Genomic DNA, 25725 nt, shown 5'->3' on the forward strand with positions numbered 1-25725 from the left:
TTGAGCCGGTTGGCGGCGGCGGGCTGGGGAGATGTCGCAGAGGGAGCATGGGCTCTCCCGGGGTGCAGGGGCTATTCGCCGCGATCGGGCAGGACGGTCAGACGCAGGCGGGAGGGGCAAACGGGGCCGGTCCGGAGGTGCTGCCGGCTCGCCTTGGGAGCAGTGGTCAGCCACGGGCTCTCCAGGGAGCCGGAGTTGGGCAGGTGGTTCGGGAAGTCGCTGCCGGCGATCATCAGTGCGAGGCGGTGGCCCGGGCGCACCCGGTAGCCGGTGTGTCCCAGGGCGATCTCCACCTCCCCCGGCCTGTCGGCCTGGGCGCATCCGCGCACGATCAGGCGCGCCGTGCCGTCCTGGGCCAGATCGAGGAGGCGGACGAATACGTCGAACGTGGGCGCAGTGCTCTCCACGTGCAGCACCGCGTGGGCGGGGCCGGCCAGGTCGAGCGGCCGGTCGGAGGCAGGGGTGGTGAACACGAGGACGTCGTCCCGGTCGAGTGTGGTGCGCTCGTCGACGTGGTCGCGCAACTGCAGGAAGGTATCGGCTGCGGCCGACGGCACGAGATCGTCGGGGTCGTACCGCCACTCCGCCGATTCCGGTGCATCGGCCGGGCACAGGGCCAGTTGTCCGCCTGGGACCGCGCCGTTCGCCGCTTCCGGCTCCGCCAAGTACAGCTCGGTGGCCGTGGCTTCCGGCAGCGGCCACGTGGCCGAGGTACGCCAGCCCTCGTGGCCGAGCTTCCAGCGCACCCGGGGAAGCGAGTCGGGAGCGGCGATGCCCTTCAGGAAGACGTCGAAGAACTCGATCGCGGGACCGGCGTAGGAGTCCAGCATGCGTTCGAGGGCGGCGTCGCCGGCCAGGTGGTCGGTCTCCGGCGTCGCCGGGGCGTCTTCCAGGAAGTAGTTCTCGTGGTCGATCGTGTCCGCGATCAGGTACTGGACGGCCGCCCAGCCGGGACGCTTCGCCAGCTCCATGTAGTCGCGCATGTGGGAGATGCCGAGGTTGTCGAACCAGCCCACGCAGTGCAGCACCGGTACGGGGCGGGCGCTATAGGGATGCGGACCGTTGTACGGGGCAAGAGGGATCCCGCCGACGATGAGGTCGAAACCGGGCGAGCGCTTCCCGATCGCGGTGAACGCCTCCTCGTACGCGGCGACAACGGGGCGCCTCCCGAGATCGACGTCGAACTCGTAACTGTCGTTGTCCGTCCAGACCTGCGCCTGGTAGGTGGTCCCCTCCAGCCACACAGGCTGCGGGCCCGATCCAGTGTCGTAACTGGCGATGCCCGGACCGATGTTGGTGCAGGTCACCCGGGGAACGATGGCACGCAGAGCAGGGTGCTGGCTGGAGACCGCCGACCACTGGGTGAAGCCGTAGTACGAGTCGCCGAACATGCCGACGATCCCGTCGGACCACGATTGGCGGGTGATCCACTCGATGGTGTCGTATCCGTCGTCCACCTCGCCGGTCCAGCCCAGCGTCTGCCCCTGCGAGCGGAACTTGCCGCGGACGTCCTGGACCACCAGGACGTAGCCGCGCGCCGTGAACCTCTCTGCGATCTTGTCGAAGAAGACGTACCTGCTGTTCTTGTCATAAGGGACGCGGGCCAGGACGGTCGGTGCCGGCGCCCCCAGGTCGGCGCCATAGACGTCCGTAGCCAGCAGGGCTCCGTCACGCATGCGCACCATGTGCTGCCGCACGTGCGGAGGGATGGGTTCCGGGGTGATGCGTTGGACGGCAAGGCTCATAGGGCTCTCCACGGAAGCAAACGTTGAGAAAACAACGTGATATAACAGCGTTGCATTCAGATGTGTTCAACGTCAACCCCCTCTGAGCTAGGTTGCTTCCATGCCGATCGACGTCGACGAAGTCCAGCGCCGCAAGGCAATCGCCCAGGCCACCCTCGCTGTCGCCGCCCGGGAGGGCGCGCGCGCCGTCACCATCCGTGCCGTGGCCAAGGAGCTCGGCGGGTCCACGGCCATGGTCACGAACTACGTGCCCACGCGCACGGAGCTGATCACCAATGCAGTGCGCGCCGCGGAGTCCCAGTGGCGAGCCGACCTGGACGCCCAACTGGGCGATCTGACCGGCGCGGACCGGCTGCGCGCCACGGTCGAATGGCACCTCAGCACGGAACCCGAGGACCTACTGCTCCGTGCACTCTGGGTCGAGATGCTCTCGTCCGCGCACGCCGACCCCAACGGCGTCGACCGCCGCGAGCCGCGCGAGTCACGCCAGGAGTTCCGCGACGCGTCCATCGCCGCGGGAGTACCCGACGCCGGCCTCGCCGCCGACCTCCTCTCGCTGATGACCCGCGGCTACTACGTCTCCACCATGGAGGAGCCGGGCTATTGGACACCGGAGCGGGCCGGCCGTGTCGCAAGAGCCGTCGTGGACGCCCTCATGGACAGCTGAGCGTGCAATTCAGCGGACCCCAGCGGCCGGGCGTCCGGGCACTCCAACAAGGACTACGAGCAACCGTTCGATGACAAGACCCCCTTCAACCGGCCTCTCCCGGCGACCGAATCGGCCAGGTCACGCAGTCAGACCTGGGCGGTGAAACCGTGCTCCGCCACGGCTGCGACTGCCCCATACCGCTCGATCGCGAAGGTCAGCGGCCCAGCGGGTGACGTCGCAGCCGACGTCCATCGCGATCAGGATGTCGGGATCGCCGTGCTCGGCAGTGGCACCACGGGACCGCGGGGCTCGACGGTCAGCGCATGCGTGCCGAACCGCATCCGGTACCAGCCGCCCCTGTCCACGACGGGGGGCGGGGACGCATGGCCGTAGAGGGCCAGCGCCTGGGCCACTAGCACAGGGATGACGTCACCGTGCGAGCAAGCCACCACGTGGCCACCGGGGTGGGCATGGCCCATCTCGATCAACACTGCAAGGGCCGCCCCGGCCATCCAGGCCCCGCCCAGCTCCCGCTCGAACGGGGAGAAGAACCCTTCGGTCCATTCCCGCGGCTGGTAGGTGCCATCGGGGGTGGCCAGGCCCGGAGCGGTCGCAATGCTCAGGCCCAAGCACCGGGCCAGCGGCTCAACCGTCTGCACACACCGCTTCGCCGGGCTGCAGTAGATCGCATCGATGCTGTCCCGCATGACCACGGCCAGGGAGTCGGCCTGGCGAAGGCCCCGTGAGCTCAGCGGACGCGCCAACTCTCTGCCCGTCCAGCCCTCACGTGCGACCGACCGGGCGTGGGGTACGAGGTCCACAGTCAGGTCGTCCAGTGCCGCGATCATTCGCGGATCGTAGCCACCACGGCCACCGCCGTCCACGGAAATCGCCTGGAGGCCGCCCGAAGTACCCATAGCCGGCGGCAAGCACAGGGGTGATGCCGCTCACCGAACGAGGACCGTAACTGCCCGCAGTCAGTGCGCAGGTTGGCCCGGTCACCACTGAGGAGTTCCCCTACTGCCTGACTCTGTGGCGTGACGGGGCTGCTGGTCATCTGCAACTGGACTACGACGGAGACTCGGCCAACATCGAGATTCCGTACCGCCACCCGAGAAGCGAAGCGTTGCCGATCAGGTACTCAGGTACGGCTACTCATGTGCGGCCGCAGGTCACCGCAAAGGATGTCCGCATAACGCGAACCTTCGGTGGAGAAACGGAGACGGCCCTCCGACAAGGTGCGTTCCGGCGCTCCCCCACGGGGGACTCCCCGAAAGAGGCATTCATGAGTCGCGACCTGCACATACGAGTTGCTGATCCCGAGGACCTGGTCTGGATCCACGAGTTGAGGCACCGTGTGTACGCCCAGGAGCTCGGTCAGCACGCACCGCGCCCGGACCGACGGTTGCACGACGCGCTGGACGGCGACAACGTCTACCTTGTCGCGGCCCGAGGGCCGGTCCGCATCGGCTTCGTCAGCGTGACCCCGCCGTGGCTGGGCCGCTACGGCCTCGACAAGTACGTCACCCGCGACGAATTGCCGCTGCTGTCCGAGGGTGGAGTCTTCGAGGTACGCATCCTCACCGTGGAGCCGCGCTGGCGCAGCACCGCGGTGGCGCCGCTGCTGATGTACGCGGCCCTGCGCTGGATCTCCTCCCGGGGAGGCCGCACGGTGGTGGCGATGGGCCGCACCGAACTGCTCGGCATGTATCAGGCGGTTGGCCTGAGGCCCCTCGGGCACACCGTCCGCAGCGGTGCGGTGACCTTCGAGGTGCTGACGGGCGAGGTGGCCGAGCTGACGCAGGTCGCCACCACCCGGTACCGCACCGCACTGGAGCGGTACCGCTCCGTCGTGGACTGGCAGTTGGACATGGAGTGGGAGCTCGGGCCGGACGGCTGTGAACACGGCGGCGCCTCCTTCACCGCCATCGGAACGGACTTCCGCACCTTGCACCGGCGCCACGAGGTCGTTGCTGCCGACGTGCTGGACGCCTGGTTCTCGCCCGCTCCAGGGGTACGCGCGGCGCTCGCGGAAGACCCGGCCTGGTCAGCCCGGACCTCGCCTCCCACCGGCGCTGAGGGCCTGCTGTCGGAACTCGCGAAGGCCCGGGCACTGCCGGTGGAGACGCTCGTGGCCGGAGCCGGCTCGTCGGACCTGATCTTCCGAGCGTTCGGACGCTGGCTGACCCCGGAGAGCAGGGTCCTGCTGCTGGATCCCGGGTACGGCGAATACGCCTATGTCACCGAGCGCGTGATCGGATGCCGGGTGGACCGCTTCCGGCTGCACCGCAAGGACGGGTGGCGAATCGACATCGACCGGCTGGCTTCTGTCGTCGGGGCGGGTCGTTACGACCTGGTGGTCGTGGTCAACCCGAACAACCCGACCGGACGCCACGCACCCGCGGCCGAACTGCGCACCCTGATCGAGGCTGCCCCGGCCGGGACCCGCTGGTGGATCGACGAGGCTTATCTCGGCTACGTGGACCTGGCCGAGTCGCTCGCCCCGCTGGCCACGGTGGACCCGCGGGTCGTGGTCTGCACCTCGCTGTCCAAGATGTACGCGCTGTCCGGGGTACGGGCGGCCTTCCTGGTGGCCGAACCCGCCACGGCTGCACTGCTGCGCCGGTGGACGCCGCCCTGGGCGGTGGGCCTTCCCGCGCAACTCGCCGCGGTGGCCGCACTCCGGGACCCCGCGCACTACCGCGCCTGCTGGCTCCGCACCCACGCCCTGCGCCGTCAACTGGCCGCCGACCTCGCCCAGGTGGACGGCACCGCCGTGGTCGAGGAAGGTGTTGCGAACTTCCTCAACATCACGCTGCCGCACGACGGACCGAGCGCTGCCCGCCTGGTGCGGGAGTGCCGCCGGTACGACGTCTACCTGCGCGACCTGTCGCCCCTGTCGCCGCAGTACGAAGGGCGCACCGTACGCGTCGCGGTCAGGGACGCTGCGGAGAACGCACGCATCGTTGCGGCGTACGAAGCCGCGCTGGAGACGTTGCGACCCAGTTCCCCTTCGCGGCGGGCCCTCAGACTCCCGGCCAACGCCGCCGCCGGGTACGCCCGGTGATCACCGTCGCCTCCCTCGCGCCCTTCCTCGGCGGGGCCCTGACGGTCGGCGGGATCGCCGCAGCGCTCTCGGGCCGACGTGAACTGCTGGTCCGGTGGTGCTGCTGGGCGGTCGGAGTGCCCCTGGTCGTCGGGGCGTTCTGGTGGGGCAGCCCGGGGGTGACGGTTCTCGCCCTTGTGGTCGGAGTGGTCGCGGCGCTGGAGTACGGCGGGCTGATGCGCCTGTCCCGGGCGGACAGGACCGTACTGGCCGCTGCCGTCTCCGGCGTGGTACTGACCTCCTGGCTGGCGCCCGGCCAGGAGGTACGGGCGGTAGCGGTCGGCGCCCTGGCCATCGCCGCGGTCCCGCTGCTGGCGGGTGACTCCACCCACGGTCTGCGACGGCTCGGGGCCGGTCTGCTCGGGCTGGTCTGGCTGAGCGTGCTCGCCGCTCTGGCGCCGCTCGGCGCGACCGCGCTCGCCCTGTTCGTCGCTGTCTCGGTGGGCGACATCGTCGCGTACTTCACGGGTCAGCGGCTGGGCGGGCCACGGCTGTCACCGCTCTCCCCGGCCAAGCGGTGGAGCGGAACCCTCGCCGGCGCCGCGGCCGCCGTCGGCGTGCTCGCCGCGCTGTCCGCGCTGAGCTGGCCGGCGGCGGTCGCGGTGGCGGTCGGCGCCCCGGCGGGGGACCTGCTCGAATCCATGGTCAAACGAGGCGCGCGGGCGAAGGACTCCGCCCACTGGCTGGCCGGATCCGGGGGCCTGCTCGACCGGATCGACTCACTCCTCCTCGCCCTGGCCGTCCTGCTCCTCCTGCGCTGACTCCGCGACGCCGGGGCCCCGGGACTACTCCGGGACTCCGGGACTCCGACGGGAGTACGACCTCCGGCCAGCAGCCGTCGCCGCAGATCGCGCGCACTCGTCTCGTCGAATCCGATGCCGAGGCATATAGACAGCGGAATGCTGTCGAGCGACGCAACAAACAGGTTGAAGCAGTGGCGTGGAGTGGCGTGGAGTGGCCTGGCCTGGCCTGGCCACGCGAACGGACAAGCTCGCCCTCGCCTACCAGGCCGCTCTCCTCCTCGCCACCATCCTCATCCGGGCACGGCGGTGACGATGGAGAGACGGCCTTTCAGTCATAGAAGAAGCGCTCAAGGTCCTCGATGGATCCTGGCCCGGTGAAGAAGCCCTCGGCCTTCGCGATCTCGTCTTCTGGTGGCACTTCGCCCTTCAGGAGCTGCTTCATCCAGATGTCGCCTTGCTCTCCGACCGCGTAGATACCAGACAGCAGCTCGGTCATGCCGGCAGGGTTCGGAGGGAGGAGTCCGGCGACCGGTTGGAGAGCCCAGCCGCCTGACCTGGCAGCGAGGCGCAGCACCCCGGCCCAATTCGCGATCCTCCCGATGCGTATGTGCCAAGTGTCCTCGGTGAACGGGGCCATCCGCCCACCATGGAGAGGGTTTGTGGCGGCACCGATGTCCTTGATCACTTGCCGCTCCACGGCGTCACGGACCCAGCGCCCTTGCTGCGCTTCGTCGATGGCGGCCTCCCACCACTTCCACCCGCCGTCGAGTCGCTCCGCGAACGTGTCCATGTGGACAGGCTTGCATGCACGATGCCGCACGCGTCTAGGGGCACCAATCAGTGGAGATCGTGTGCCCTGTCGTGGCGTAGGGGATCAAGGCGGTGAGCCTGGGTCGGTGCGCCCGGCATGTGCTTCCGCTGCTCCGCGTCGTGCCCCTGAACAGGCCACGGCCATGGTGCAACGCTCCGGGCGAACGGCAAACGGCCTGGGGAGAATTTATGAGTCCCTCTGATTCACTGAGGCACATGGGGATCGGGGCACTCATCACACAGACGCGACGGCTGGCGGCACACGAGGGGCGGTGGATGGCGAGCCTCGGGCTGTGGGTGGCTCGGCGCTCGCATGGGGTCGGGGACATGGACATCGCTGTCGGGTACGCGCGTGCTCAGACGCCGACGGCGTACGGGCTGGTCTTCGTGTTCGCGATCGAGACGGTCGGGGTGTCTTTCATGCTCGCCCCGTATCCGGTCGCCCACCTGGTCATGCTGGTTCTCGACCTCTACACGGTGTTTCTGGTCTTGGGGCTGCACGCCGCCGCCGTCACACGCCCACACGTCGTGGGGCCGGGCGAGCTGCGGGTGCGACGCGGTGCACGGCTCGATCTGCGGATACCCCTGGAACGGATCGCGTCCGCCCGTTACGACCTCCGCTTCCCGGACGCGAACAAGTCCGAGGACGGTGTGCTGGACGTGGCCATCGCCTCTCAGACCTCGATCACCATTGCGCTGACCCAACCAGTCACCGCAGTAAGCCTGTTGGGGCGGCGCACGGAGGTTCATACGGTCCGCTGCCACGCCGACGAACCGCAGACCGCCGTCGCGGCGATCAAGAGGCTGCTGCCGATGGACAGCTGACAGGGGCGACACTGCCCACGCGAGTCGGTCATGCGGAACCGCGGACCGTGACATGAGACGGGCCGCACGAGTTGGGTGAGTCGCGAAGCTGACCTGGGCCCGCGCGGCCTGCTCCCATCCGGCCCTGTCCGGTGTCTCCCGCACATATTTCGGCGAGTTGGAGGCCACCGCAGTGCCGGCCGAAATGCATCGCCAAGGCCGTCCTCACCCTGGAGGGGCAAACGGAATGGGCTCACTGTTTGCTCGCCGCAAGGCCATTCGGGCCGAGTTGGCCCCGTCCTGACGGCGGGCATCGGCCGCCTCAGTCCCCTTGGCCGGTGGCGACGTCGCCGAAGGACGCGGTGAGCGCCCGCTCGATCAGTGCGGGCAGTTTCGTCTGCCCGTCGTCCTGGGCCCAGCGCGTCAGCGCCGTGTGCATCACGGCCAGGCAGGCGCTGGTCGCCGCCTGGGCGCGGAACGCGGCGTCGGGATCGGTCGTGTCGACCCCGAGGGCGTCGACGATGGCCTGTTGCAGCGCGTACTGGCTGTCCAGGTGCCGGGCTCGCAGTGCGGGAGTCGAGACCATGAGCCGGAGGCAGTCCAGCAGGAACCGTTCGCTTGCCTCCGGCGCGTCCCCGTCACCGCCGGTCAACGCCCTGGCCGCATCGACGAGTGCGCCGCCGACGCGGAGCACCAGGGGCTGCGTCGCTGACGACGCGGCTACCCGCTCGGCGATGAGCCGGGCAGGCTGCTCGATGAGGACGAGGTCTTCCTTGGTGGGGAAGTGCCGGTACACGGTCATCGCCGAGACGCCGGCGGCCTCGGCGACGTCGGCCACCGTCACCGCGTCGTAGCCGCGGTTGGTGAACAACCGTATCGCCTGCGCTTGGATCACGCGCCGTGTCTCAAATCGCTGCCGCTCGCGCAGACTGGGTTGCCGCTCTCTCATGTGATAGACACTACCGCAATGTTAGTGACTAACATGTGGATGAGGTGGTTGGTATGAGTGGTTCGGTCTGCAGGACGGCTCTGGTGACGGGTGCGTCGCGTGGCATCGGGCAAGCGATCGCGGCCCGGCTCGCGGCCGAAGGGGCCATGGTCATCGTGCACTTCGGCACGGACGAGGGTGGGGCGGCGGCGACGGTCGAGGCGATAGAACGCGCCGGTGGGACCGCCCTCGCCGTCGGGGCGGAACTGGGTGTGGACGGCGACGTCGAGACGCTCTTCGCCGGCGTAGAGGCCGGTTTGGCCGGTCGACCGCTCGACATCCTCGTCAACAACGCCGCAGCCGCACCGGCCGGCCCTCTCGGCGCGACGACACGGGCAGAGTTCGACCACCTGTTCGCGGTGAACGTGCGAGCTCCCTACTTCATCATCGAGCGCGCGCTACCCCTGATGCGCGATGGCGGCCGGATCATCACGATCTCGTCGGTGGCGACCCGGATGGCCAACCCGGCCCAGACATCCTTCGCGATGACGAAGGCCGCGGTCGAGACGATGAGCAGGACCCTGGCCAACCAACTCGGAACCCGAGGAATCACGGTGAACGCGGTCGCTCCCGGAGCAACCAGGACACCGACCAACGGAGCCGTGTTCGACGTGCCGGAACTCACCGAACAGATCGCCGCCATGACAGCACTCGACCGGCTGGGCGAGCCAGCCGATGTCGCCGACGTGGTCGCGTTCCTGGCATCCGACGCCGCCCGCTGGATCACCGGCCAGGTCATCGACGCGAGCGGAGGCCTGTTCCTCGGGCCACGCCTCTGACCGACAAGGACAACGCACCGGCCCCCGCTCAACTCCGTCCAAGACGATGAACATTTTTTCGACACACCCAGGCGTACCAGAACGTCCTTCACCGCATCGCGTTCCGCGCCTCTTCGCGGTCAGGAGCTCCGGACCCATGATCGATGGGCGCCTTCGGCGGCTGGTGTCTCGCGGCGGACTCAGCCACGCCCGCCCAAGAGGCAGGCAGGCAGGCCACCACAACCCACTCCGGCGCTCAGATACCGAGGTGCCGGGCCGCGAACGCCAGTACGTGATGAAGGACCATTTCCGCGTCGTCGTCGTGGAGCAGTTCGTGTCGGCCGCCTTCGACCGACAGGTACGAGCTGCCATCCGCAGTCAGGAGTCGCGCGAGGCGGTGGCTGGCCGGCGGTCGGTCGACGTGTCCGAGGTGCCGTGGACGACGAGGCACGGCGTCTGCCACTGCGGGGCACCGGCCCAGACGGTTGCCGCAACGTCGAGGGAGCTGGCCCCCACGAGCAGGGGCAGACGCCGGTGGGCCATCAGCGGGTCCTGCTGCGCTTGCCGCACGACGTCCTGGCGGCGGGTCAGTTCGGACGCGGGAGCGGCAGGGAGTGGCGCCGGGGCCGCGGGAAGGATCCGGGCTACGGCGGAGAGGAGCGTCCGTACCGGTGCGGGGAGGGCGGGGGGAAGGGCGGGCGCGAGGAGGATCGCCCCCGAGATGCCGGTGGCGTCCGCGGTGACGCTGCCCGCCGTGATCAGCCCGCCCAGGGAGTGCCCGAGTACCAGCAGGGGAAGTAAGCGGGCGAGCATGTCCCGTCGGACGGCGACGTGGTCCGCAACCGCCAGGCGTACGTCGACGACAGCGCGCCGCCCCGGTGAACGACCGTGTCCGAGCAGGTCCATGGCCCACACCTCGATGCCTCTGCCGAGGAGGCTGGGCACGAGCTGGGAGTACTGGTGGAAGAAGCGCTCGGAGTACTCGGCGTAGCCGTGCTGCAACTGGACCATCGCCACCGCCGGTTCATCGGGGGTCCAGATGTGCACTACGGCTTCCGATGGCAGGACCCGGGTGCTGTGGGTGCCGCCACCGGGACCGTTCGGGCAGGTGAAGGGGCGGTCGTCTGTCATGGGGCTCAGCTCTGGGGCTGTTCTCTGCCCTTGCCCGGTTCGGCTCTGGGCAAGGGCAGTCGCGGGGGAGGTCAGCGGATGGTACGGATGGGGACGACGAGGATCGCGCCGAGCGCGCAGGCGGCCATGGCGCCGATGAAGGCGGGTGAATACCCCATGCCGAGTCCGACCAGGGCTGAGCTCGCGACGGGGGCCAGGGCCTGTCCGCCGGTGTTGGCGACGTTGAGGATGCCGAGGTCCTTGGCCCGTGCCTGCTGGTCGGGAAGGACGTCGGCCATCAGGGCCGCGTCCACGGCGTAGTAGCAGCCGAAAGCACCTGATCGACATCCTCGACGTGGACCTGCACGTGGGCGCCGCACTCGTCGCCGTGGCCGACATCCCGGCCGCCGTCGCCCAGTGCGCCGACGTCTGCGAGATCGCCGTGGCCACGCACCGTCCCCCCGGCGTGTACCACCTCGAAGACGTACTCATCGAGTACCAACTGACCCGCCCCGGGCCAGCACTGCAGCTGCTCCTGGACCGGCTCACCCCCTTGGACCGGCACCCGGACTGGGAAGACACCCTGCGCGTCTATCTGCGCCATCACTGCGACAGAAGGCTGACCGCGGCCGAGCTTCATCTCCACCCCAACAGCGTCGACTACCGGCTCTCCCGCCTGGCCGACGCCTGCGGCTTCGACGCCACCGACCCCGCGCAGCGGGCCGTCGCGCACACTGCCCTGTGCGTACGTGACCTGGCTGCTCACCGGGCCCGCCGGCGCGCCTGATCCGCCTCCGCCTGATCCGCCTGCGCACGCAATCCTGCGCAGGGTGCTGATCTGCGGCAGGCCCCCGGTCCTCGGCCCCTGTCGACCCTGTTCCCGGCGGACCTGCGCGCCTTCGAAAAGGGCTGATACATCCCCACCCCACGTATCCTCTTCCCGTGCCAGCCTCACCCCTGCATCACGTCGCCGTCCTCGTGCTCGAAGGTGCGAAGCCTCTCGATGTCGGTATTCCTGCGCAGGTGTTCACGACCCGCGCGAGCATGCCGTACGAGGTGCGGGTGTGCGGCGCGGCACCCGGTCTCGTAGCCGGCGGCGACGGCCTGTCGTACTACGTCGCCCACGGCCTCGATGCACTTGCGTGGGCCGACATCGTCTTCGTTCCCGGCTACCGGAACCCGGACAGTGACGACCCGCCGCAGGCCGTCGTTGATGCGCTGATCGCCGCCCACCATCGAGGCGCGCGGCTCGCCGCCATCTCCACGGGCGCCTTCGCGCTCGCTGCCACGGGCCTGCTCGACGGAAAGCGCGCCACGACGCACTGGCATTACACGCGGGCACTCGCGGCGAAGCGTCCGCTCGTCCAGGTCGACGAGAACGTGCTGTTCGTCGACGAGGGCAGCGTACTGACGTCGGCCGGCGCCGCCTCGGGCATCGACCTGTGCCTGCACATTCTGCGCGGCGATCTGGGGGTGTCCGCGTCGAACCACGCGGCCCGCCGCCTGGTGGCGGCCCCCTACCGCAGTGGCGGTCAGGCGCAGTACGTGCCGCGCAGTGTGCCCGAGGCGCTCGGCGAGCGCTTCGCCGCCACCCGGGAGTGGGCGCTGCACCGGCTCGGCGAGCCCCTCACCCTTGAAATTCTCGCCCGGCATGCGGCGGTGTCTCCGCGTACGTTCTCACGACGCTTCGCCGAAGACACGGGGTACACGCCCATGCAGTGGGTCATGCGAGCCCGCATCGACATGGCCCGTGAGCTGCTCGAACGTTCGCAGCGCGGCATCGAGCAGATCGCCGCCGACGTCGGTCTCGGCACCGGCGCGAATCTGCGGTTGCACTTCCAGCGCATCCTCGACACCACGCCGAGCGAGTACCGGCGAACCTTCACTCAGGGGCAGTAGCCCGTCACCGCGTCACGTGGCCGTCACCTGGCCGTCACGTGGCGGGATCCTTTCGGACCGTGGCGATCACGCCGCTGTCACGAGCGGATGCTGCGAGAGAACCTGGTGGCGAACCCGAAGGGACACCACTCATGACTCGCATCGCCATCAACGGATTCGGCCGCATCGGACGCAATGTGCTGCGCGCGCTGCTCGAACGCGACAGCAAGCTGGAGGTCGTCGCCGTCAACGACCTCACGGAGCCCGCCACCCTCGCGCGGCTGCTCGCCTATGACACGACGGCGGGCCGGCTCGGCCGCCCGGTGACGGTCGACGGGGACGCCCTCGTCGTCGACGGCCGTCGCATCACCGTGCTCGCCGAGCGCGAACCGGCTCAGCTGCCGTGGGCCGAGCTCGGCGTCGACATCGTGCTTGAGGCGACCGGCCGCTTCACGTCGGCCAAGGCCGCCCGCGCTCACATCGACGCGGGCGCGAAGAAGGTACTCATCAGCGCGCCGGCGGACGGCGCCGATGTCACACTCGCGTTCGGGGTCAACACCGACGCGTACGACCCGGCCGTGCACACGATCGTCTCGAACGCCTCGTGCACGACCAACGCGCTTGCGCCGCTGGCCAAGGTGCTCGACGACCTTGCCGGCATCGAGCACGGCTTCATGACGACGGTGCACGCCTACACGCAGGAGCAGAACCTGCAGGACGGTCCGCACCGCGACGCCCGCCGCGCCCGCGCGGCGGCTGTCAACATCGTGCCGACCACGACGGGCGCCGCCAAGGCGATCGGCCTCGTGCTGCCGAACCTCGACGGCAAGCTGTCGGGTGACTCGATCCGCGTACCGGTTCCGGTCGGTTCGATCGTCGAACTCAACACGACCGTGGCCCGCGACGTCACGCGCGAGGACGTGCTGGAGGCGTACCGCGCCGCGGCGCAGGGGCCGCTCGCGGGCGTACTCGAGTACTCGGACGACCCGCTCGTGTCGTCCGACATCACGGGCAATCCCGCCTCGTCGATCTTCGACTCAGCCCTCACCCGCGTCGACGGCCGCCACGTCAAGGTGGTCGCCTGGTACGACAACGAGTGGGGCTTCTCGAACCGCGTGATCGACACGCTCGAACTCCTCGCCGGCAGCTGACCGGAAACCGGGGCGGCCCGCCTACGGAGGCCGCTCCGCCCAGCACCTCCTGCTCGGCGCTGTAGTTGGTCAGCGGGGCCAACTGCGGCGCTGAGCCAGTTGCTTCCTGGCACGGTCGGACGCTGGCGCGATCCGAGACCGGCGCATACAGGCGTGGCACATCACCGCAGATGCCGACACGAACGTCCCGCCGGTTCCCACCGCAGAGTCCCGCCGCCCGAAGAGACACGGGTCGCCAGGCCCACGCCGTTCCAACTACCGCGTCGAGGCACAGCCGTCGGCCGTGCAAGAGAGGCACCCGAACATGGGCGGACAGGCCGATCACTAGGCTCGATGCCATGGCCCATGCATACGGACTCATCTGCTCATACGGTGGTGGGCATCACCCTGATCAAGAGATCGCCGCCGCGGTGCCCGCCTCCCCCGACGCGAGGCAGCAGCCGTGACGGAGGACACCCGAGTGCCCCTGACCCCTCAGGCGCCCGAAGGCTTGAGCCGACGAGCTCGGTACTTCGTCGAGGGGCACGGGCTGCGTGTTCCCCGCCGCGATCTCACGCTCTGCCGGCATGCCTGGCTCGAACGCGGGATACCGGCCGCGGAGATCGACCGGGCCACGGCCTTCCAGGAGCGCTGGGGCGGCATCGCTCTGCCCCCGGCCCCCGCATACGAGGGCGGCCCACACGTGCTGAAAGCCGATGCGCCCAAAGGCTCGGCCGCGGACGGATGGCGGTTCCGGGCCGGCAACACTCGTGTGTCCATGGCCCACGGGTTCATGATCGGGCCGGGTGGCGAGTTCGGGATCGACGCCGACCGCTGGACACCCCTGCACGCCAGCACAGAGGGATGGGTGGAAGCCCTGGCGCTGGCCGACCACGCGGCCTACTGGGCCAAGACCATCACGAAGATCAAGGGCGGCGCCGTCGAGGAGCTGGACCTCGACGGATTCGAGCCGGTACCTGAAGTCCAGGGACTCTCTGACACCTGGTGGCGGGGCAAGGACTCGCTCATCGCCGTCTACCGCGGCGAAGCCTTGGGCTTTGACGCCCCCCAGTGCCTGAGGGCCCATATCTACGGCGGACTCGACGCATGGGGCCTGGGCGGCACCTGACACACGAAGGCCAAGCCCTTCGCCCGCCGGCTGAGCGCTGGCGGGCGGCCCCTGAGCGTTCCAGTTGGCCTGGGTGAGCGCTGTAGTTGGCCCGCGAGGGAGCGGCCACCGCGGTGAATCTCCCCGCAACGGACAGGCCCTTGTCGTTCCCCGGCAAGGCGACCTCGTGATTACTCCGCCCGACTGGGTGAAACCGGCTTCCGTCGCGGCGATGAGTCTGCAGGCATCCGCAGGTCTACCTTCTGAGGGAGAAAACCGACTCATCGGGAGTAAGCCATGGGCCTCATCCACGTCGAGATGTTCGCGACCCTCGACCTCGTCGGGCAGGCGCCCGGCAGCCCCGACGAGGACCCGGTGGGGTTCCCGTTCGGTGGCTGGCAGGCGCCCCTGCTGGACGAGGTCGCCGGGGCGCAGGTCGCTGCCGCGTACGAGGGCACGGACGCTCTCCTGCTCGGCCGGCGAACGTACGACATCTTCGCCGCCTACTGGCCTCACCAGGAGGGCGGCGAGGACAACGAGATCGCCACACTCTTCAACAGCGTCCCGAAGTACGTGGCCTCTCGCGGCAGGCCCGACCTCTCGTGGGCCGGGTCCACGCAGCTCGGCCCGGACCTCGGCGAGTCGGTGCGCGAGATCCGTGACCGGCACAAGCACGTGAAGGTCGTCGGGAGCCTGAACCTCGTGCAGACCCTCCTGCGCGAGAAGCTCTTCGACCGTCTCGACCTCTGGGTGCATCCGATCGTGCTCGGCGTCGGGAAGAAGGTGTTCGACGACGGCGCGGTGCCCACCAACGTCACGCTCCTCGCACCCCCGGTAGCCAGCCCGAAGGGCACCGTGTACCTGCGCTACGGGCTCGCCGATGGCACTCCCGCCACGGGAGACATGAGCGCACCCGATCGCGGTGTCGGACAGGACGGCTGAGGCCACCCCACGCTTGGTGGCACCGTTCCGGCGCATACGGCACGCCGATCGAGCACTGTCTCCGCGAGCGAGAACAGTGAGTGCGCTCAGTCACCATTTGTTCGTGAGCCGTCGACGACGGCGGGGATAGAGGTGTGCCGGGCCGCTCGACGAGCTCATTCACCGCTGGGCGAGAATCCTCTCCATGGCAGCCACCTCCCCCGCATCCCGGTTGGTCACCGCAGCAGCTCGGCAACATCTTCGTCCGCTCGGCCTGCGGCAACGAGGCCGGTCTCGGCTCTGGCTCGACGATCACGGGTGGTGGCTCGGTGTAGTCGACTTCTTCTCCCCGCAGTGGAGCCAGGGCAGTGGCCTGACCGTCGGCGTGATGTGGCTGTGGCAGGACGTCGGGCATGTGACTTTCCACGTCCATGAGAGGGTCGAAGCCTCGCAGGAGTTCCGCCACGAGAAACAGTTCGCTGGCGTCGTGGAGCGACTCGCTCACGACGCTGAGGAGCGTGTGGGCGAGTTCAGGAACCGCTTCGCCGATCTCGATGCCGTGGCTCGCGCGTTGCTGAGCCAGCCGGTCCGCGGAAATGATCTCTGGGGCAACTTCCATGCCGGGGTAACCGCCGCGCTCGTCGGCCGTGCGAGCGAGGCCCGCGAGCGCTTCTCCGCGGTTCTGGCCCAGGACCCTTTCGCTGACTGGATCCAGGAGTGTCAGCAGACTGCGCAGTATTTGTACGGGGCGGCTGAGGACGCCGCTGCCGTACGCGCGTGGGCGAGAGATGCGGTCGTCTCGTGCAGGGCAAAGCTGGCCCTTGGAGACGTGCCGGCCTCCGCGGGCGATTTGCTGGCATAGGCCGTGCATATCGGAAGTGGGTCTTGCGCGTCAGCTCAGCTGAGGTGTCGTCGGACGAAAGGTGCCGTTCCCAAGACGAACGCAGTGAAAGCGACCAGTCGCTGGAGGCCGGGCTGAGCGGCGAGGTTGCTGTGCTGAATACCGTAGGCCGCGTACCAGTTGGCGGCGAGATCGGTCGCCATGATGGCGCAAGCGAGCTCTGTCCCTCGACGCTTGCCGCTGATCAGAAGCACGGCTGCGAGCAGGTCGAGGAGCGCCAGCGAGGACCAGTAGAAGTTGAGCCACCTCGGAGCCCAGTCGTAAGCCTGTAGGCCGTGGTGAAGAAGGTCGGTGACATGGGCGACGGCGCCAACGAGGAGCAGGCCGGCTGCAGTAGCGCACACCACTGTCACCACCCAGTGTGGGGTGCGGTGCATCCAAGCGATCACGTCACGGATCGTCCCAGCCGCTGGCGCGTCCCGTCAGTGAGTTGGCGGAAGATGATCTCCCTTCGTGAAACGTGGAGATCTGACCGATGCGCAGTGGGCCCGGCTGGAGCCGTTGTTGCCAACGGGCAAGCGACGGCCTCCGACTCGGACCCGTCGGCAGCTGATCAACGGCATACGGTGGCGGACACGGACCGGGGCACCGTGGCGGGATGTGGCGGAGCGGTGTGGTCCCTGGGGCCGCGTCGACCTGTTCCGTCGCTGGCAGCGGGACGGCACCTGGAAACGCTTCCTCGCCTAACTCCGGGCCCGTGCCGACGCGAAGCATCTGATCACTCGCCGTCCGCTACGAAACCACCGTCCTCGTCGTGGCCATCAACGAATGGCTGTGACCGGCACGGAAATCAGATCGCCCCACCGCGGTGTGACCGGGAAACTCGCCCCATGACCACAGACTTCAGCGTGCGCCCCGCCCGACCCGCCGATGCGGGCAGCCTGGCCGAACTCCGATGGACGTTCAAGCAAGAAGACCACGAAGGACGACCACCGACCCTCGCGCGACCCGGAGAAGAGGCAGAGCACTGGATCCACGACCGGCTCAGGGACGGCCACTGGTTGGCCTGGGTCGCGGAGGCCGAAGGCGAAATCTGCGGTCACGTCTTCCTGTGCCTGGTGGAGCGGATGCCGGAGCCCTACGAGGACAACAACCCGGTCGGCTATGTCACGAACTACTTCGTCCTGCCGTCACATCGGAACAAAGGAGCTGGCTCCGCGCTCCTTGAGGCGCTGAAGCAGCATTCACGCAGCGCATGCCTCGAGGGCTTGATCGTCTGGCCGTCAGAGCGCAGCACCCCGCTCTATCAGCGCCTCGGATTCCAGCCCCCGGAGGAACTGCTGGAACTTCCACTCGGCACCTGACGAGATCCACTATGGCCACCTCCTGTGAATCGCCGCCGCGCGTCCCGGCCGGTCCTCAGAAATCACCGCCACCCGTCACAACATGCCCATCGAGCGGCTGCGGCGCAATCGGAGACCTTGACTTCAGCGGCTTGGACCAAGACAACGCGAACTCAGCACTCAGTGTTCAACCTGTCTGGCCTTGAGAAGCCGTTGTAGTACCGAGAGGTTCGCTTGGCGGTCGAACGAGGGTTCCCGGTTGGGTAATCTTCGCGTGGTCGGGGCATGAAGGCAGGGGCCTTCCGAACAACTCGACGCCCCGTAGGGAGGTCTTCGCGATCAGCTCCAGCCGGGGGCTGGTGGTAGGGGTCAGTCGGGCGGGACCGGCAGTGGACGGTCGGACGTGAGCGGGGGGTCGAGCGCGCGGCCGCTGAGCCAGCCGAGGAGGGCGTGGCCGGAGCCGGTGATGTTGGGGCCGGTCGGGGACAGGGTCCAGGATCGGCCGATGTCGAGGGCTTTGACCCGGGCGACGGGGAAGTCGAGTGCGGCGAGCGCCGTGATGGTGTCGTCGAGTGCCCAGGTCACGTACGTGCTGGGCCAGTCGGTGGTGCGGTAGCCGGCGTTCAGGTCGACGTGGTGCGTTTCGAGTTCGCGCCAGCAGCGGTGGAGGGTGTACCAGGCCGGGTGCCGCCAGCCCGCCAGTGCCGTGACCAGGGTGTCCCAACGTTCCACGGGCATCGATGTGGCGTCTTCGGCCAGGTGTGCAAGGCGGCTGCGCAGGTCGGCGCCTTCACGGACAGTACGGGCGAGCGACTTGGCGTCCGTCCTCGGGGCGGGTTCGATGCCGGTTCGGGCCACGGCGAGCAACCACCCATAGGCGTCGATGCTGCGGGCCAGGTGGGTGATGACGTGGCCGCAGGTCCAGCCGGCCAGCGTCGAGGGTGCACGCATCTCCAGGTCGGTCAGCGCGTCGAGGGTGGCGGTGATCCTGGCACCGGAGCGGGTGACTTCCTCGATTATGTCGAGCATGTTCGTACCGTAGTGGCGGGGCAGTCGTCGCCGAGCGTCGGACGGACCTGCGACGCGGGATATCGGCCCCTCAGCAGGCCTCCGACCGCCGTGATGCCTGCCGTGATGGCGCGTTCACCGACGTTGCCGAACCCCAGGATCAGCTGCACTGGCTCTGTCGCATGCGAAGAACGGCAGGTGCTCATTCCGTAGAGGCCCACGGATCGGGCGTGGGCGGCGGCGATGAGGTCTTGCTCGTCGGCCGGTCCGTGGAGGTGCGCTACCGCGTGGAAGCCCGCCGCGAGGCCGGTCACCCTGACCTCGTGGGCATGTTCGGCGAGCGCCGCCACCAGGGTCGTGCGCCGTGCCGCGTAGGTTGTCCGCATCCGGCGCAGGTGCCGGTCGAAGCGGCCGGACTCGATCATTCTCGCGAGGGCGAGCTGATCGAGTGTGGGCGACCCGCGGTCGTTCAGCTGCTTGTGCTCGATGATCAGCTCGGTGAGCGCGGGCGGGCAGAGCATCCACCCGATGCGCAGCGCGGGCGCGAGGGACTTGCTGACGGTGCCTATGGAGATCACGCGGTCGGCGGCGAGTCCTTGCAGGGCGCCCACCGGCTCCCGGTCGTAGCGGAATTCGGCGTCGTAGTCGTCCTCGATGACGACGGCGTCCCGGCTCCTGGCCCACTCGATCAGGGCGAGCCGCCGCTCGGGTGCAAGAGCGACACCGGTGGGCCACTGGTGCGCAGGGGTCATGACGACGGCGCGGGCGTCGGTCGCGGCGAGTGCCTGCACGTCGATGCCGCGCTCGTCGACCGGTACCGGGATCGCCGACAGGCCCGCCCAGGACGCGGCAGAGGAGATCGTGGCCGGTGAGCCGGGGTCCTCGTACGCCACCGTACGGACACCTGTCCGGGCCAGAGCGTGCAGGGCCAGACCGAGGCCCTGCGCGTAGCCGGAGCAGATCACGATCCGTTCCGGATCCGCTGCGGCGGCGCGCACCCGCCGCAGATATCCGGCCATGACCTCGCGCAGAGCCACATTGCCGCGCGGGTCTCCGTAATCAAGCGCCGCCGTCGGCATGGTGCGTGCCGCCTCGCGCGTGGCCCACAGCCAGTCGGCGAGCGGGAAGCTGCTCAAGTCCGGGACGCCCCACTTGAAGTCGGCCACCAGGCGTGGAGGTGCCGAGGGCGGTGACGTGGGCGCTGGCGGTGCGCCCGCGCCGGCGGCGACCCGGGTGGCTGAGCCGACGCGTGTCACGAGGTATCCCTCGGCTTGGAGCTGGGCGTAGCAGTCCTGCACCACCCCGCGCGACAGCCCGAGCACCCGAGCGAGTTCACGGGAGGACGGCAGCCGTTCGCCGATCTGCAGCCGCCCGGTCCTGATCGCGTCCCGCAGCCGGAGTTCAAGCTGGGATCGCAGCGGCTCGCCGCTGTCCCGGTCGATGACCAGCAGCAGATCGGGTGACAGACCGGACCACTCCAGAGGCATGGAATTGGATCTTACTGGCGATCCGCTTGGCCTATAGCTTCGTCGTGTGACCAGGATGATCAACTCTCGAGCTGAGGGCGCCGGTTCGCGGCCGCCGCTGGTGACGCGGCCCCTGCTGCTGCGTTTCGTCTCGGTCATCGGTGCCTCGACGAGCTTCTACCTGCTGTTGTCGGTCGTCCCCCTCTATGCCGAGGTGTGCGGAGGCAGTTATGCCGCGGGACTGGCCACGGGTGCGCTGATGCTGGCGACGGTCGGAGGCGGGCTGGCCACTCCCCGGTTCGTTGCCCGCTTCGGCTACCGCCTGGCGCTGGTGGCAGGGCTGGTCCTCCTCGGCACGCCCACGCTGGTGCTGACCGCTTCCGGGAGCACGGTTTGGATCACGGCGGTCTGTGTCGTGCGGGGTCTGGGCTTCGCGTTCACGGTCGTCGCGGGTGGCGCTTTGACGGCGTCGCTGATCCCGCCCGAGCGCCGTGGTGAGGGGCTGGCACTGGTTGGCATCGTGTCCGGGGTTCCGTCGCTGGTGGCCCTGCCGCTGGGGGTGTGGCTGGTAGGGCACGTGGGGTACGTACCGGTCTGCATTGCTGGCGCAGTGGCCGCGCTGGCCGCTATCGTCTCGGTGCCGGGCCTGCCGGACCGCGAGCCGACCTCGGGACGGTCGATCGGGGTGCTGGCCGGGTTCCGGACGGCCGCTCTTCTGCGGCCCGCCGTCGTCTTCTCGGCTACTGCGCTCGCTGCCGGAATCACCGTCACCTTCCTCCCCCTTGCCGTCCCGTCGGCTTCTACCGGAATCGTCGCCATGGCCCTGTTCGTCCAGTCCTCGGCATCAACCGCGGCCCGCTGGGTCGCGGGCCGACACGGCGACCGGCACGGACCGGCCTCACTCGTCCTGCCCGGCCTTGTTGTCTCCGCCGCAGGGACGCTGCTCACCTCTCTGACCCACAGCCCGGTCGCCGTTGTCGTCGGCCTAGCCCTGTTCGGGGTCGGTTTCGGAGTCACCCAGAACGCCACGCTGACGCTGATGTACGCGCGTGTCCCCGCGTCTGGCTACGGCACCGTCAGCGCCCTGTGGAACTTCGCCTACGACGCGGGCATGGGCGTCGGCGCCGTCGGGTTCGGGGTGCTCGCAGGCCAGACCGGCTACCCATTGGCTTTCACCCTCACCGCCGCGCTGATGCTCACCGCCCTTGCCCCGGCCTGGCGCGACCGCCTGGCCAACGGCTCCCGTCGATGACCGGCGCAACCACACACGGCCGGGGCCAAGGCTCCACCACCAGCACTTGCCGACGCGATCCCGTCGACGAACTGACCGCATTCAGCAACGAGACCGCCCAACGGGCACTGGTCTCCCAAGAACAGGAGCGCACATGACCACGAACACCGTGACGGTGGCCATCCTCGGGCCGGGCGGTGTCGGTGGCCTGATCGGCGCGCTGCTCGCCCGCGACGGACACCGCGTCGTCTGCCTGGCCGGCGAGGAGACCACCGCCGTGCTGTGCCGCGAGGGCCTGCGAGTGCAGAGCACGCAGTACGGCGACTTCACCACTCCGGTCGAAGCTGACACCTTGCTGCGCGAACCGGTCGACGTCACCTTCGTGACCGTCAAGCAGACCGCCCTGCCCGCCGCCCTCGACCGTGTTCCGCCGCAGGTCCTCGGCGACGGTATCGTCGTACCGCTGCTCAACGGACTCGACCACCTCGCAGCACTGCGCCGACACTATCCGGCCGGCCAGGTCGTGGCCGGAACTATCAGGGTCGAGGCCACCCGCACCTCGCCCGGACGCATCGCGCACACCAGCCCCTTCACCGCCCTCGAACTGGCCGCCCCGCTCGCCGACCTCGCATCCCACCTTCGGCATGCCGGCCTCGACGTGACCCTGCGCACCGACGAGAGCACGATGCTCTGGGACAAACTCTCCTTCCTCGCCCCGTTCGCCCTGCTGACCACGCGCTACCAGTCCGCTGTGGGCGCCATCCGCGACGAGCGGCGGTCCGAACTGCTTGCCGTACTCGACGAAATCACTGCCGTGGCCCGCGCCGCGGGCACACCGGTGACCACCGAGGCCGTGCTCTCGTTCTTCGACCGGGCCCCCGAGATGATGAAGTCCTCGATGCAGCGCGACGCGGAGAACGGCCACCCGATCGAGCTCGACGCCATCGGCGGGGCTGTCCTACGGGCCGCGGCCACTCACAGGATCGAGACCCCGATTACCGCACGTCTCGTCGCAGAGCTGGTTCCCACAGCAAGTCAGTAGCAACACCGGCCCGTACCGACGGCGGCGGGGGACACCTCGTCAAGTGCCGACAGTCCAAAGCCATACACAACACCCCGGCGTGTTCACCGCCCGCTTTCAGGAGACATGATGCAGCACTTCGTCCGACCCGACGGCACCCCTCCGGTCAACGGCTACAGCCATGCCGTGGCGTTCACGGGGCCGATGGTCGCCGTCTCCGGACAGGTCCCGGTGGACGCCCACGGGCAGGTGGTGGGCGCGGGGGATACCGCGGCCCAGGTACGCCAGGTCTTCGCGAACCTGGTCACCGCGTTGGAGGCGGCGGGTGCCTCCATGGAATACGTGGTCAAACTGACGGTATTTCTGACCAACCTGGCCGATCTGGACACCTTCCGCCAGGTGCGCGACGAGTACCTGGACACGGCCCGCCCGCCAGCCTGCTCACTCGTCAAGGTCGCCGGGCTGGTCCATCCCGCGTTCCGGGTCGAGATCGACGCACTCGCAGTGCTACCCGCTGGGGCGTGAGCTCAGGGAAGACACGAGTCGATCACCGGACGCCATTGTCCGGCATCTCCTGCCCGAGCCCGACTCGGAGCCCCTCCCCCATTGCGTGTTTGTGGCCGCGCAACGGGGCGCCCGGCCTCCGGAGCTGGCATGAGAAGCCGCATCTCAGCCGATCTTGGAAGCTGCGGGTCAAACAGAGTTCCTGGTCGGGTGATCTTCCGGTTGTACGCGCATGAAGACAGGGCCTCTCGGTAGCTCGGAGATGTACATCGAACCAAGCGATGTCGGGAGGCCCCTTTGTTGTTGTACGCGCCCGCGCACGTTGACTTCAACTCGACCGTCGTGTCATGTGATTGCCTCGCGCATGTGTACGGGAACGCGGCCGATCATCCGGACCGGGTACGCCCGTATCCGTCGGACATGACGGACGCGGAGTGGGCGCAGGTGAAGCCCCTCTTGCCGGTGCCGGCCTGGCTGGAGGGCCGGGGCGGGCAGCCCGAGGGCTACTGCCACCGTCAGATGCTGGACGCGATCCGCTACCTGGTCGCGGGAGGTATCTCCTGGCGGGCGATGCCCACGGACTTCCCCGTTTGGAATCGGGTCTACGCCTTCTTCCGCCGCTGGCGGCAGGCAGGACTGATCGCGGAGTTCCACGACCGTCTGCGCGGGATGGTCCGCGAACGCGAAGGACGCGAGACGGAACCGACGGCGGGGATCATCGACGCTCAGTCGGTACGGGCTGCCGCATCGGCGCCGGCCGCCTCACGCGGATACGACGGCGGCAAGAAAGTACCGGGCCGCAAGCGACACATCGTCACCGACTGCCTAGGCATGCTCCTGGTCGTCGCGGTGACCGCCGCGAACATCCCCGACCGGGATGCCGCCATCGGACTGCTGGGGCGGCTGCGGTCGCTGCACCACGAGATCACCTGGGTCTGGGCCGACGGCGGCTATACCGGCGGCCTTGTCGACTGGGCGAAGGAGAAACTCGACCTCACCCTGCAGATCGTCAAGCGCACCGACGACATGGAGGGGTTCGTGGTGCTGCCGAGACGCTGGGTGGTGGAGCGCACGTTCGCGTGGTTGATGCACTCGCGCCGCCTGGCCCGCGACTACGAAACCCTGCCCGCCGCCAGCGAGGCGATGATCCGGTGGTCGATGATCACGCGGATGGGCCGCCGACTGGCCCGGCCACGGGCCGGCGGCCGACGCTGAACATCCCCGACGCTTCCTGGACCAACCACCCGCGCTCCGCCAGGCGTTTCGCCTTCGACCGCACCCCCTCGACCTTCGCCCGCGACGTTTCCAGCCCCAGCACCACCGCGATGTCCTTGGCCCGCACCGGCCCCTGCCCCCGCCCCGGCCGGTCTTCCAGCACGCCCAGGATCCGCTGGTAGTCCGGCGAGAGAAGGGTCGCAGGCAGCCCTTCCCGCCAGGGCGGCACCGTCGTCCCCGACACTGGCGCGGGCGCCGATTCCCCCTCGGCCTCCGTCACGGCGGTGGTCTCGGCAGCGGACACAGCCAGGGCCTCGGCGAGCTCCTCCCGCGCGATCACCCGCCGGTCCAGCTCGATCTCGGCGGCCTCCAGCGCCTGAGCCGCCCGGTCCGCCTCCTCTCCCAGATCCTCGACCCGCTCACGGGCAGCCGCTTCCCGCGCCTCCAGCAATCCCAGCATCGACGCCACCGCGCACCCCTCAACGATCAAACGGAAACAGGACGCCTCATCCCTCCCTCACCCCGCCCGAAGCCATGCCTGACCAGTACCAATCAAGCGACCACGTTCGGTTGAGCAACGGCTTCTGAGCTTCCCCCGTATGTCAGGTGCCGTGGCCGCAGACGATGCGCACCTCGGTCAGCGATTTCGCCGGGCGCGCATCTGCCGGTACTCGTAGCCGGTGAGTCGGCCGCGCTTGGTGGCCGGGCTCACCGCCTGGAACTGCGTGAGGCCCGGCCGCATATGGTCGCGGCCGGGCCAGCGTTGGTGGCTGATCAGGATTCGGGGCAGAGCGTCTTGCGCAGCCCGATGTTGATGTGGCTTCCGTCGTCATCAGTCAGCGTGACGCCGTCGTAGGAGAACCGCTGTGCAGCGCTGTGGTCCGGGTTCGTCGCGCCGCCATTGAGGGCCGCGCACTGGTTGCGGGCGGCGTTGATGGCCTTGTCCTCGTCATGGACGAGGTTGCTGTTGACGTCCAGGATGCTCGCGAGGACGGCGTCGCGCTCGGCGCCGGTGGGCTCGGGTGGCATACCGGCGTTCTTGGCGGCGCCACTGTTGTCTTCGGCACTCGACGCCTCGGGTGCGGTGCTCTTGACGGTGTCGGCCTTGCTGTCGCTGCCCTTTTCACTGCTGCAGCCAACCGCGGCGACGGCAAGTATGGCGGCGATGGCCGCGGTGGTGGTGCGGATGCTCATGATCCCCCCTGGTGTGACACGAGTAGGGCCATGGTGCGGCAGGCAGGGCGCCGGGGCTGCAGTGGTGACAGAGCCGTAACCCGCTGTGGACGCGTTTGAAGCGATCCGCTCCCCGTGGCGGTCGCCGCCTCCGGGAAGTCGCGCGCCGTTTC

General features: G+C 69.1%; 28 protein-coding genes. 17 read left to right on the forward strand and 11 right to left on the reverse strand.

Features of this window, described 5'->3' with window-relative positions:
- Nucleotides 1-71: 71 nt before the first annotated feature.
- On the reverse strand, nt 72-1745 hold the full coding sequence (locus OG230_RS00560; RefSeq protein ID WP_328908122.1) for a CocE/NonD family hydrolase: 1674 nt from the start codon (nt 1743-1745) through the stop codon (nt 72-74).
- A gap of 100 nt (nt 1746-1845) precedes the next feature.
- On the opposite strand from OG230_RS00560, the gene OG230_RS00565 reads away from it, so the two are divergent.
- Nucleotides 1846-2412, forward strand: coding sequence for a TetR/AcrR family transcriptional regulator (locus OG230_RS00565; RefSeq protein ID WP_328908123.1), 567 nt, complete (start codon nt 1846-1848; stop codon nt 2410-2412).
- A 239-nt stretch (nt 2413-2651) separates the two neighbouring features.
- Here OG230_RS00565 and OG230_RS00570 read toward each other — a convergent pair whose 3' ends face one another.
- A complete protein-coding gene (locus OG230_RS00570; RefSeq protein ID WP_328908124.1) occupies nt 2652-3242 on the reverse strand; it encodes a histidine phosphatase family protein in 591 nt (196 codons plus the stop codon).
- A gap of 437 nt (nt 3243-3679) precedes the next feature.
- On the opposite strand from OG230_RS00570, the gene OG230_RS00575 reads away from it, so the two are divergent.
- Nucleotides 3680-5461 carry a histidinol-phosphate transaminase gene (locus tag OG230_RS00575; RefSeq protein ID WP_328908125.1) on the forward strand — a complete coding sequence of 594 codons (1782 nt, stop codon included), beginning with the start codon at nt 3680-3682 and terminating at the stop codon, nt 5459-5461.
- Nucleotides 5458-6261, forward strand: coding sequence for a phosphatidate cytidylyltransferase (locus tag OG230_RS00580; protein WP_328908126.1), 804 nt, complete (start codon nt 5458-5460; stop codon nt 6259-6261). Before OG230_RS00575 ends, OG230_RS00580 begins: the two co-directional genes overlap by 4 nt.
- Before the next feature lie 310 nt (nt 6262-6571).
- Here the strand turns inward: OG230_RS00580 and OG230_RS00585 are convergent, their stop codons facing one another.
- A complete protein-coding gene (locus OG230_RS00585; protein ID WP_328908127.1) occupies nt 6572-7033 on the reverse strand; it encodes a hypothetical protein in 462 nt (153 codons plus the stop codon).
- Nucleotides 7034-7380: 347 nt separating this feature from the next.
- Here OG230_RS00585 and OG230_RS00590 point away from each other — a divergent pair, with 347 nt between their 5' ends.
- Nucleotides 7381-7878 (forward strand): hypothetical protein, encoded by a 498-nt coding sequence (locus tag OG230_RS00590; protein ID WP_328908128.1) that lies wholly within the window; start codon nt 7381-7383, stop codon nt 7876-7878.
- 301 nt (nt 7879-8179) lie between these two features.
- Here OG230_RS00590 and OG230_RS00595 read toward each other — a convergent pair whose 3' ends face one another.
- Nucleotides 8180-8752 (reverse strand): TetR/AcrR family transcriptional regulator, encoded by a 573-nt coding sequence (locus OG230_RS00595; protein ID WP_443051469.1) that lies wholly within the window; start codon nt 8750-8752, stop codon nt 8180-8182.
- 107 nt (nt 8753-8859) lie between these two features.
- Between OG230_RS00595 and OG230_RS00600 the strand changes: the two genes are divergently transcribed.
- The gene (locus OG230_RS00600) at nt 8860-9624 is read left to right on the forward strand and encodes an SDR family oxidoreductase (protein ID WP_328908130.1); all 765 of its coding nucleotides are present in this window, start codon (nt 8860-8862) and stop codon (nt 9622-9624) included.
- 357 nt (nt 9625-9981) lie between these two features.
- Here OG230_RS00600 and OG230_RS00605 read toward each other — a convergent pair whose 3' ends face one another.
- Both OG230_RS00605 and OG230_RS00610 read right to left on the reverse strand, forming a co-directional pair.
- The gene (locus tag OG230_RS00605) at nt 9982-10734 is read right to left on the reverse strand and encodes an alpha/beta fold hydrolase (RefSeq protein ID WP_328908131.1); all 753 of its coding nucleotides are present in this window, start codon (nt 10732-10734) and stop codon (nt 9982-9984) included.
- A gap of 71 nt (nt 10735-10805) precedes the next feature.
- A complete protein-coding gene (locus OG230_RS00610) occupies nt 10806-11012 on the reverse strand; it encodes a hypothetical protein (protein ID WP_328908132.1) in 207 nt (68 codons plus the stop codon).
- Between the two features lie 56 nt (nt 11013-11068).
- Here OG230_RS00610 and OG230_RS00615 point away from each other — a divergent pair, with 56 nt between their 5' ends.
- The 6 genes from OG230_RS00615 (at nt 11069) to OG230_RS00640 (ending at nt 16612) form a co-directional block, all read left to right on the forward strand.
- Nucleotides 11069-11500, forward strand: a complete 432-nt coding sequence (locus OG230_RS00615) for a PucR family transcriptional regulator (RefSeq protein WP_328908133.1) — start codon at nt 11069-11071, stop codon at nt 11498-11500.
- A gap of 155 nt (nt 11501-11655) precedes the next feature.
- Nucleotides 11656-12612 carry a GlxA family transcriptional regulator gene (locus tag OG230_RS00620; protein WP_328908134.1) on the forward strand — a complete coding sequence of 319 codons (957 nt, stop codon included), beginning with the start codon at nt 11656-11658 and terminating at the stop codon, nt 12610-12612.
- Nucleotides 12613-12743: 131 nt separating this feature from the next.
- Complete coding sequence (gene gap, locus OG230_RS00625) at nt 12744-13742, forward strand: type I glyceraldehyde-3-phosphate dehydrogenase (RefSeq protein WP_328908135.1); 999 nt, start codon at nt 12744-12746, stop codon at nt 13740-13742.
- Nucleotides 13743-14202: 460 nt separating this feature from the next.
- On the forward strand, nt 14203-14850 hold the full coding sequence (locus OG230_RS00630; protein ID WP_328908136.1) for a hypothetical protein: 648 nt from the start codon (nt 14203-14205) through the stop codon (nt 14848-14850).
- Nucleotides 14851-15126: 276 nt separating this feature from the next.
- Nucleotides 15127-15771: a dihydrofolate reductase family protein gene (locus OG230_RS00635; RefSeq protein WP_328908137.1), complete on the forward strand. Its 645-nt coding sequence runs from the start codon at nt 15127-15129 to the stop codon at nt 15769-15771.
- A 184-nt stretch (nt 15772-15955) separates the two neighbouring features.
- The gene (locus tag OG230_RS00640) at nt 15956-16612 is read left to right on the forward strand and encodes a hypothetical protein (protein ID WP_328908138.1); all 657 of its coding nucleotides are present in this window, start codon (nt 15956-15958) and stop codon (nt 16610-16612) included.
- 35 nt (nt 16613-16647) lie between these two features.
- On the opposite strand, the gene OG230_RS00645 is transcribed toward OG230_RS00640, so the two are convergent.
- Nucleotides 16648-17040 (reverse strand): hypothetical protein, encoded by a 393-nt coding sequence (locus OG230_RS00645; RefSeq protein ID WP_328908139.1) that lies wholly within the window; start codon nt 17038-17040, stop codon nt 16648-16650.
- Nucleotides 17041-17104: 64 nt separating this feature from the next.
- Between OG230_RS00645 and OG230_RS00650 the strand changes: the two genes are divergently transcribed.
- Together OG230_RS00650 and OG230_RS00655 are read left to right on the forward strand one after the other, a co-directional pair.
- Nucleotides 17105-17338, forward strand: a complete 234-nt coding sequence (locus tag OG230_RS00650; protein WP_328908140.1) for a transposase — start codon at nt 17105-17107, stop codon at nt 17336-17338.
- Between the two features lie 143 nt (nt 17339-17481).
- Complete coding sequence (locus OG230_RS00655) at nt 17482-17955, forward strand: GNAT family N-acetyltransferase (protein WP_328908141.1); 474 nt, start codon at nt 17482-17484, stop codon at nt 17953-17955.
- Nucleotides 17956-18303: 348 nt separating this feature from the next.
- Here OG230_RS00655 and OG230_RS00660 read toward each other — a convergent pair whose 3' ends face one another.
- Together OG230_RS00660 and pdxR are read right to left on the reverse strand one after the other, a co-directional pair.
- On the reverse strand, nt 18304-18963 hold the full coding sequence (locus OG230_RS00660; protein WP_328908142.1) for a maleylpyruvate isomerase family mycothiol-dependent enzyme: 660 nt from the start codon (nt 18961-18963) through the stop codon (nt 18304-18306).
- The gene (pdxR, locus tag OG230_RS00665) at nt 18951-20429 is read right to left on the reverse strand and encodes a MocR-like pyridoxine biosynthesis transcription factor PdxR (RefSeq protein ID WP_328908143.1); all 1479 of its coding nucleotides are present in this window, start codon (nt 20427-20429) and stop codon (nt 18951-18953) included. Before pdxR ends, OG230_RS00660 begins: the two co-directional genes overlap by 13 nt.
- A 55-nt stretch (nt 20430-20484) precedes the next feature.
- On the opposite strand from pdxR, the gene OG230_RS00670 reads away from it, so the two are divergent.
- From OG230_RS00670 to OG230_RS00685, 4 genes are all read left to right on the forward strand, one after another.
- A complete protein-coding gene (locus OG230_RS00670; RefSeq protein WP_328908144.1) occupies nt 20485-21660 on the forward strand; it encodes an MFS transporter in 1176 nt (391 codons plus the stop codon).
- A gap of 133 nt (nt 21661-21793) precedes the next feature.
- Nucleotides 21794-22681, forward strand: a complete 888-nt coding sequence (locus tag OG230_RS00675; protein ID WP_328908145.1) for a ketopantoate reductase family protein — start codon at nt 21794-21796, stop codon at nt 22679-22681.
- Between the two features lie 105 nt (nt 22682-22786).
- A complete protein-coding gene (locus tag OG230_RS00680; RefSeq protein WP_328908146.1) occupies nt 22787-23185 on the forward strand; it encodes a RidA family protein in 399 nt (132 codons plus the stop codon).
- A gap of 399 nt (nt 23186-23584) precedes the next feature.
- The gene (locus tag OG230_RS00685) at nt 23585-24379 is read left to right on the forward strand and encodes an IS5 family transposase (protein WP_328908147.1); all 795 of its coding nucleotides are present in this window, start codon (nt 23585-23587) and stop codon (nt 24377-24379) included.
- On the opposite strand, the gene OG230_RS00690 is transcribed toward OG230_RS00685, so the two are convergent.
- Nucleotides 24327-24839, reverse strand: a complete 513-nt coding sequence (locus tag OG230_RS00690) for a hypothetical protein (protein WP_328911636.1) — start codon at nt 24837-24839, stop codon at nt 24327-24329. The two genes, OG230_RS00685 and OG230_RS00690, sit on opposite strands and share 53 nt — an antisense overlap.
- Nucleotides 24840-25153: 314 nt before the next feature.
- On the reverse strand, nt 25154-25573 hold the full coding sequence (locus tag OG230_RS00695) for a hypothetical protein (protein ID WP_328908148.1): 420 nt from the start codon (nt 25571-25573) through the stop codon (nt 25154-25156).
- Between the last annotated feature and the right edge of the window lie 152 nt (nt 25574-25725).

This window comes from Streptomyces sp. NBC_00234 (genome assembly GCF_036195325.1).
Classification (GTDB): Bacteria; Actinomycetota; Actinomycetes; order Streptomycetales; family Streptomycetaceae; genus Streptomyces.

What these genes read in the sequence shown, in the direction of transcription:
- pdxR (WP_328908143.1), bottom strand. Translation starts at nt 20,429, where the DNA reads ATGCCTCTGGAGTGGTCCGGTCTGTCACCCGATCTGCTGCTGGTCATC.
- OG230_RS00610 (WP_328908132.1), bottom strand. Translation starts at nt 11,012, where the DNA reads ATGGCCGACGTCCTTCCCGACCAGCAGGCACGGGCCAAGGACCTCGGC.
- OG230_RS00670 (WP_328908144.1), top strand. Translation starts at nt 20,485, where the DNA reads ATGATCAACTCTCGAGCTGAGGGCGCCGGTTCGCGGCCGCCGCTGGTG.
- OG230_RS00675 (WP_328908145.1), top strand. Translation starts at nt 21,794, where the DNA reads ATGACCACGAACACCGTGACGGTGGCCATCCTCGGGCCGGGCGGTGTC.
- OG230_RS00660 (WP_328908142.1), bottom strand. Translation starts at nt 18,963, where the DNA reads ATGCTCGACATAATCGAGGAAGTCACCCGCTCCGGTGCCAGGATCACC.
- OG230_RS00655 (WP_328908141.1), top strand. Translation starts at nt 17,482, where the DNA reads ATGACCACAGACTTCAGCGTGCGCCCCGCCCGACCCGCCGATGCGGGC.
- OG230_RS00680 (WP_328908146.1), top strand. Translation starts at nt 22,787, where the DNA reads ATGATGCAGCACTTCGTCCGACCCGACGGCACCCCTCCGGTCAACGGC.
- OG230_RS00695 (WP_328908148.1), bottom strand. Translation starts at nt 25,573, where the DNA reads ATGAGCATCCGCACCACCACCGCGGCCATCGCCGCCATACTTGCCGTC.
- gap (WP_328908135.1), top strand. Translation starts at nt 12,744, where the DNA reads ATGACTCGCATCGCCATCAACGGATTCGGCCGCATCGGACGCAATGTG.
- OG230_RS00685 (WP_328908147.1), top strand. Translation starts at nt 23,585, where the DNA reads ATGACGGACGCGGAGTGGGCGCAGGTGAAGCCCCTCTTGCCGGTGCCG.
- OG230_RS00600 (WP_328908130.1), top strand. Translation starts at nt 8,860, where the DNA reads ATGAGTGGTTCGGTCTGCAGGACGGCTCTGGTGACGGGTGCGTCGCGT.
- OG230_RS00560 (WP_328908122.1), bottom strand. Translation starts at nt 1,745, where the DNA reads ATGAGCCTTGCCGTCCAACGCATCACCCCGGAACCCATCCCTCCGCAC.
- OG230_RS00565 (WP_328908123.1), top strand. Translation starts at nt 1,846, where the DNA reads ATGCCGATCGACGTCGACGAAGTCCAGCGCCGCAAGGCAATCGCCCAG.
- OG230_RS00585 (WP_328908127.1), bottom strand. Translation starts at nt 7,033, where the DNA reads ATGGACACGTTCGCGGAGCGACTCGACGGCGGGTGGAAGTGGTGGGAG.
- OG230_RS00590 (WP_328908128.1), top strand. Translation starts at nt 7,381, where the DNA reads ATGGACATCGCTGTCGGGTACGCGCGTGCTCAGACGCCGACGGCGTAC.
- OG230_RS00690 (WP_328911636.1), bottom strand. Translation starts at nt 24,839, where the DNA reads ATGCTGGGATTGCTGGAGGCGCGGGAAGCGGCTGCCCGTGAGCGGGTC.
- OG230_RS00570 (WP_328908124.1), bottom strand. Translation starts at nt 3,242, where the DNA reads ATGATCGCGGCACTGGACGACCTGACTGTGGACCTCGTACCCCACGCC.
- OG230_RS00635 (WP_328908137.1), top strand. Translation starts at nt 15,127, where the DNA reads ATGGGCCTCATCCACGTCGAGATGTTCGCGACCCTCGACCTCGTCGGG.
- OG230_RS00575 (WP_328908125.1), top strand. Translation starts at nt 3,680, where the DNA reads ATGAGTCGCGACCTGCACATACGAGTTGCTGATCCCGAGGACCTGGTC.
- OG230_RS00640 (WP_328908138.1), top strand. Translation starts at nt 15,956, where the DNA reads ATGGCAGCCACCTCCCCCGCATCCCGGTTGGTCACCGCAGCAGCTCGG.
- OG230_RS00605 (WP_328908131.1), bottom strand. Translation starts at nt 10,734, where the DNA reads ATGACAGACGACCGCCCCTTCACCTGCCCGAACGGTCCCGGTGGCGGC.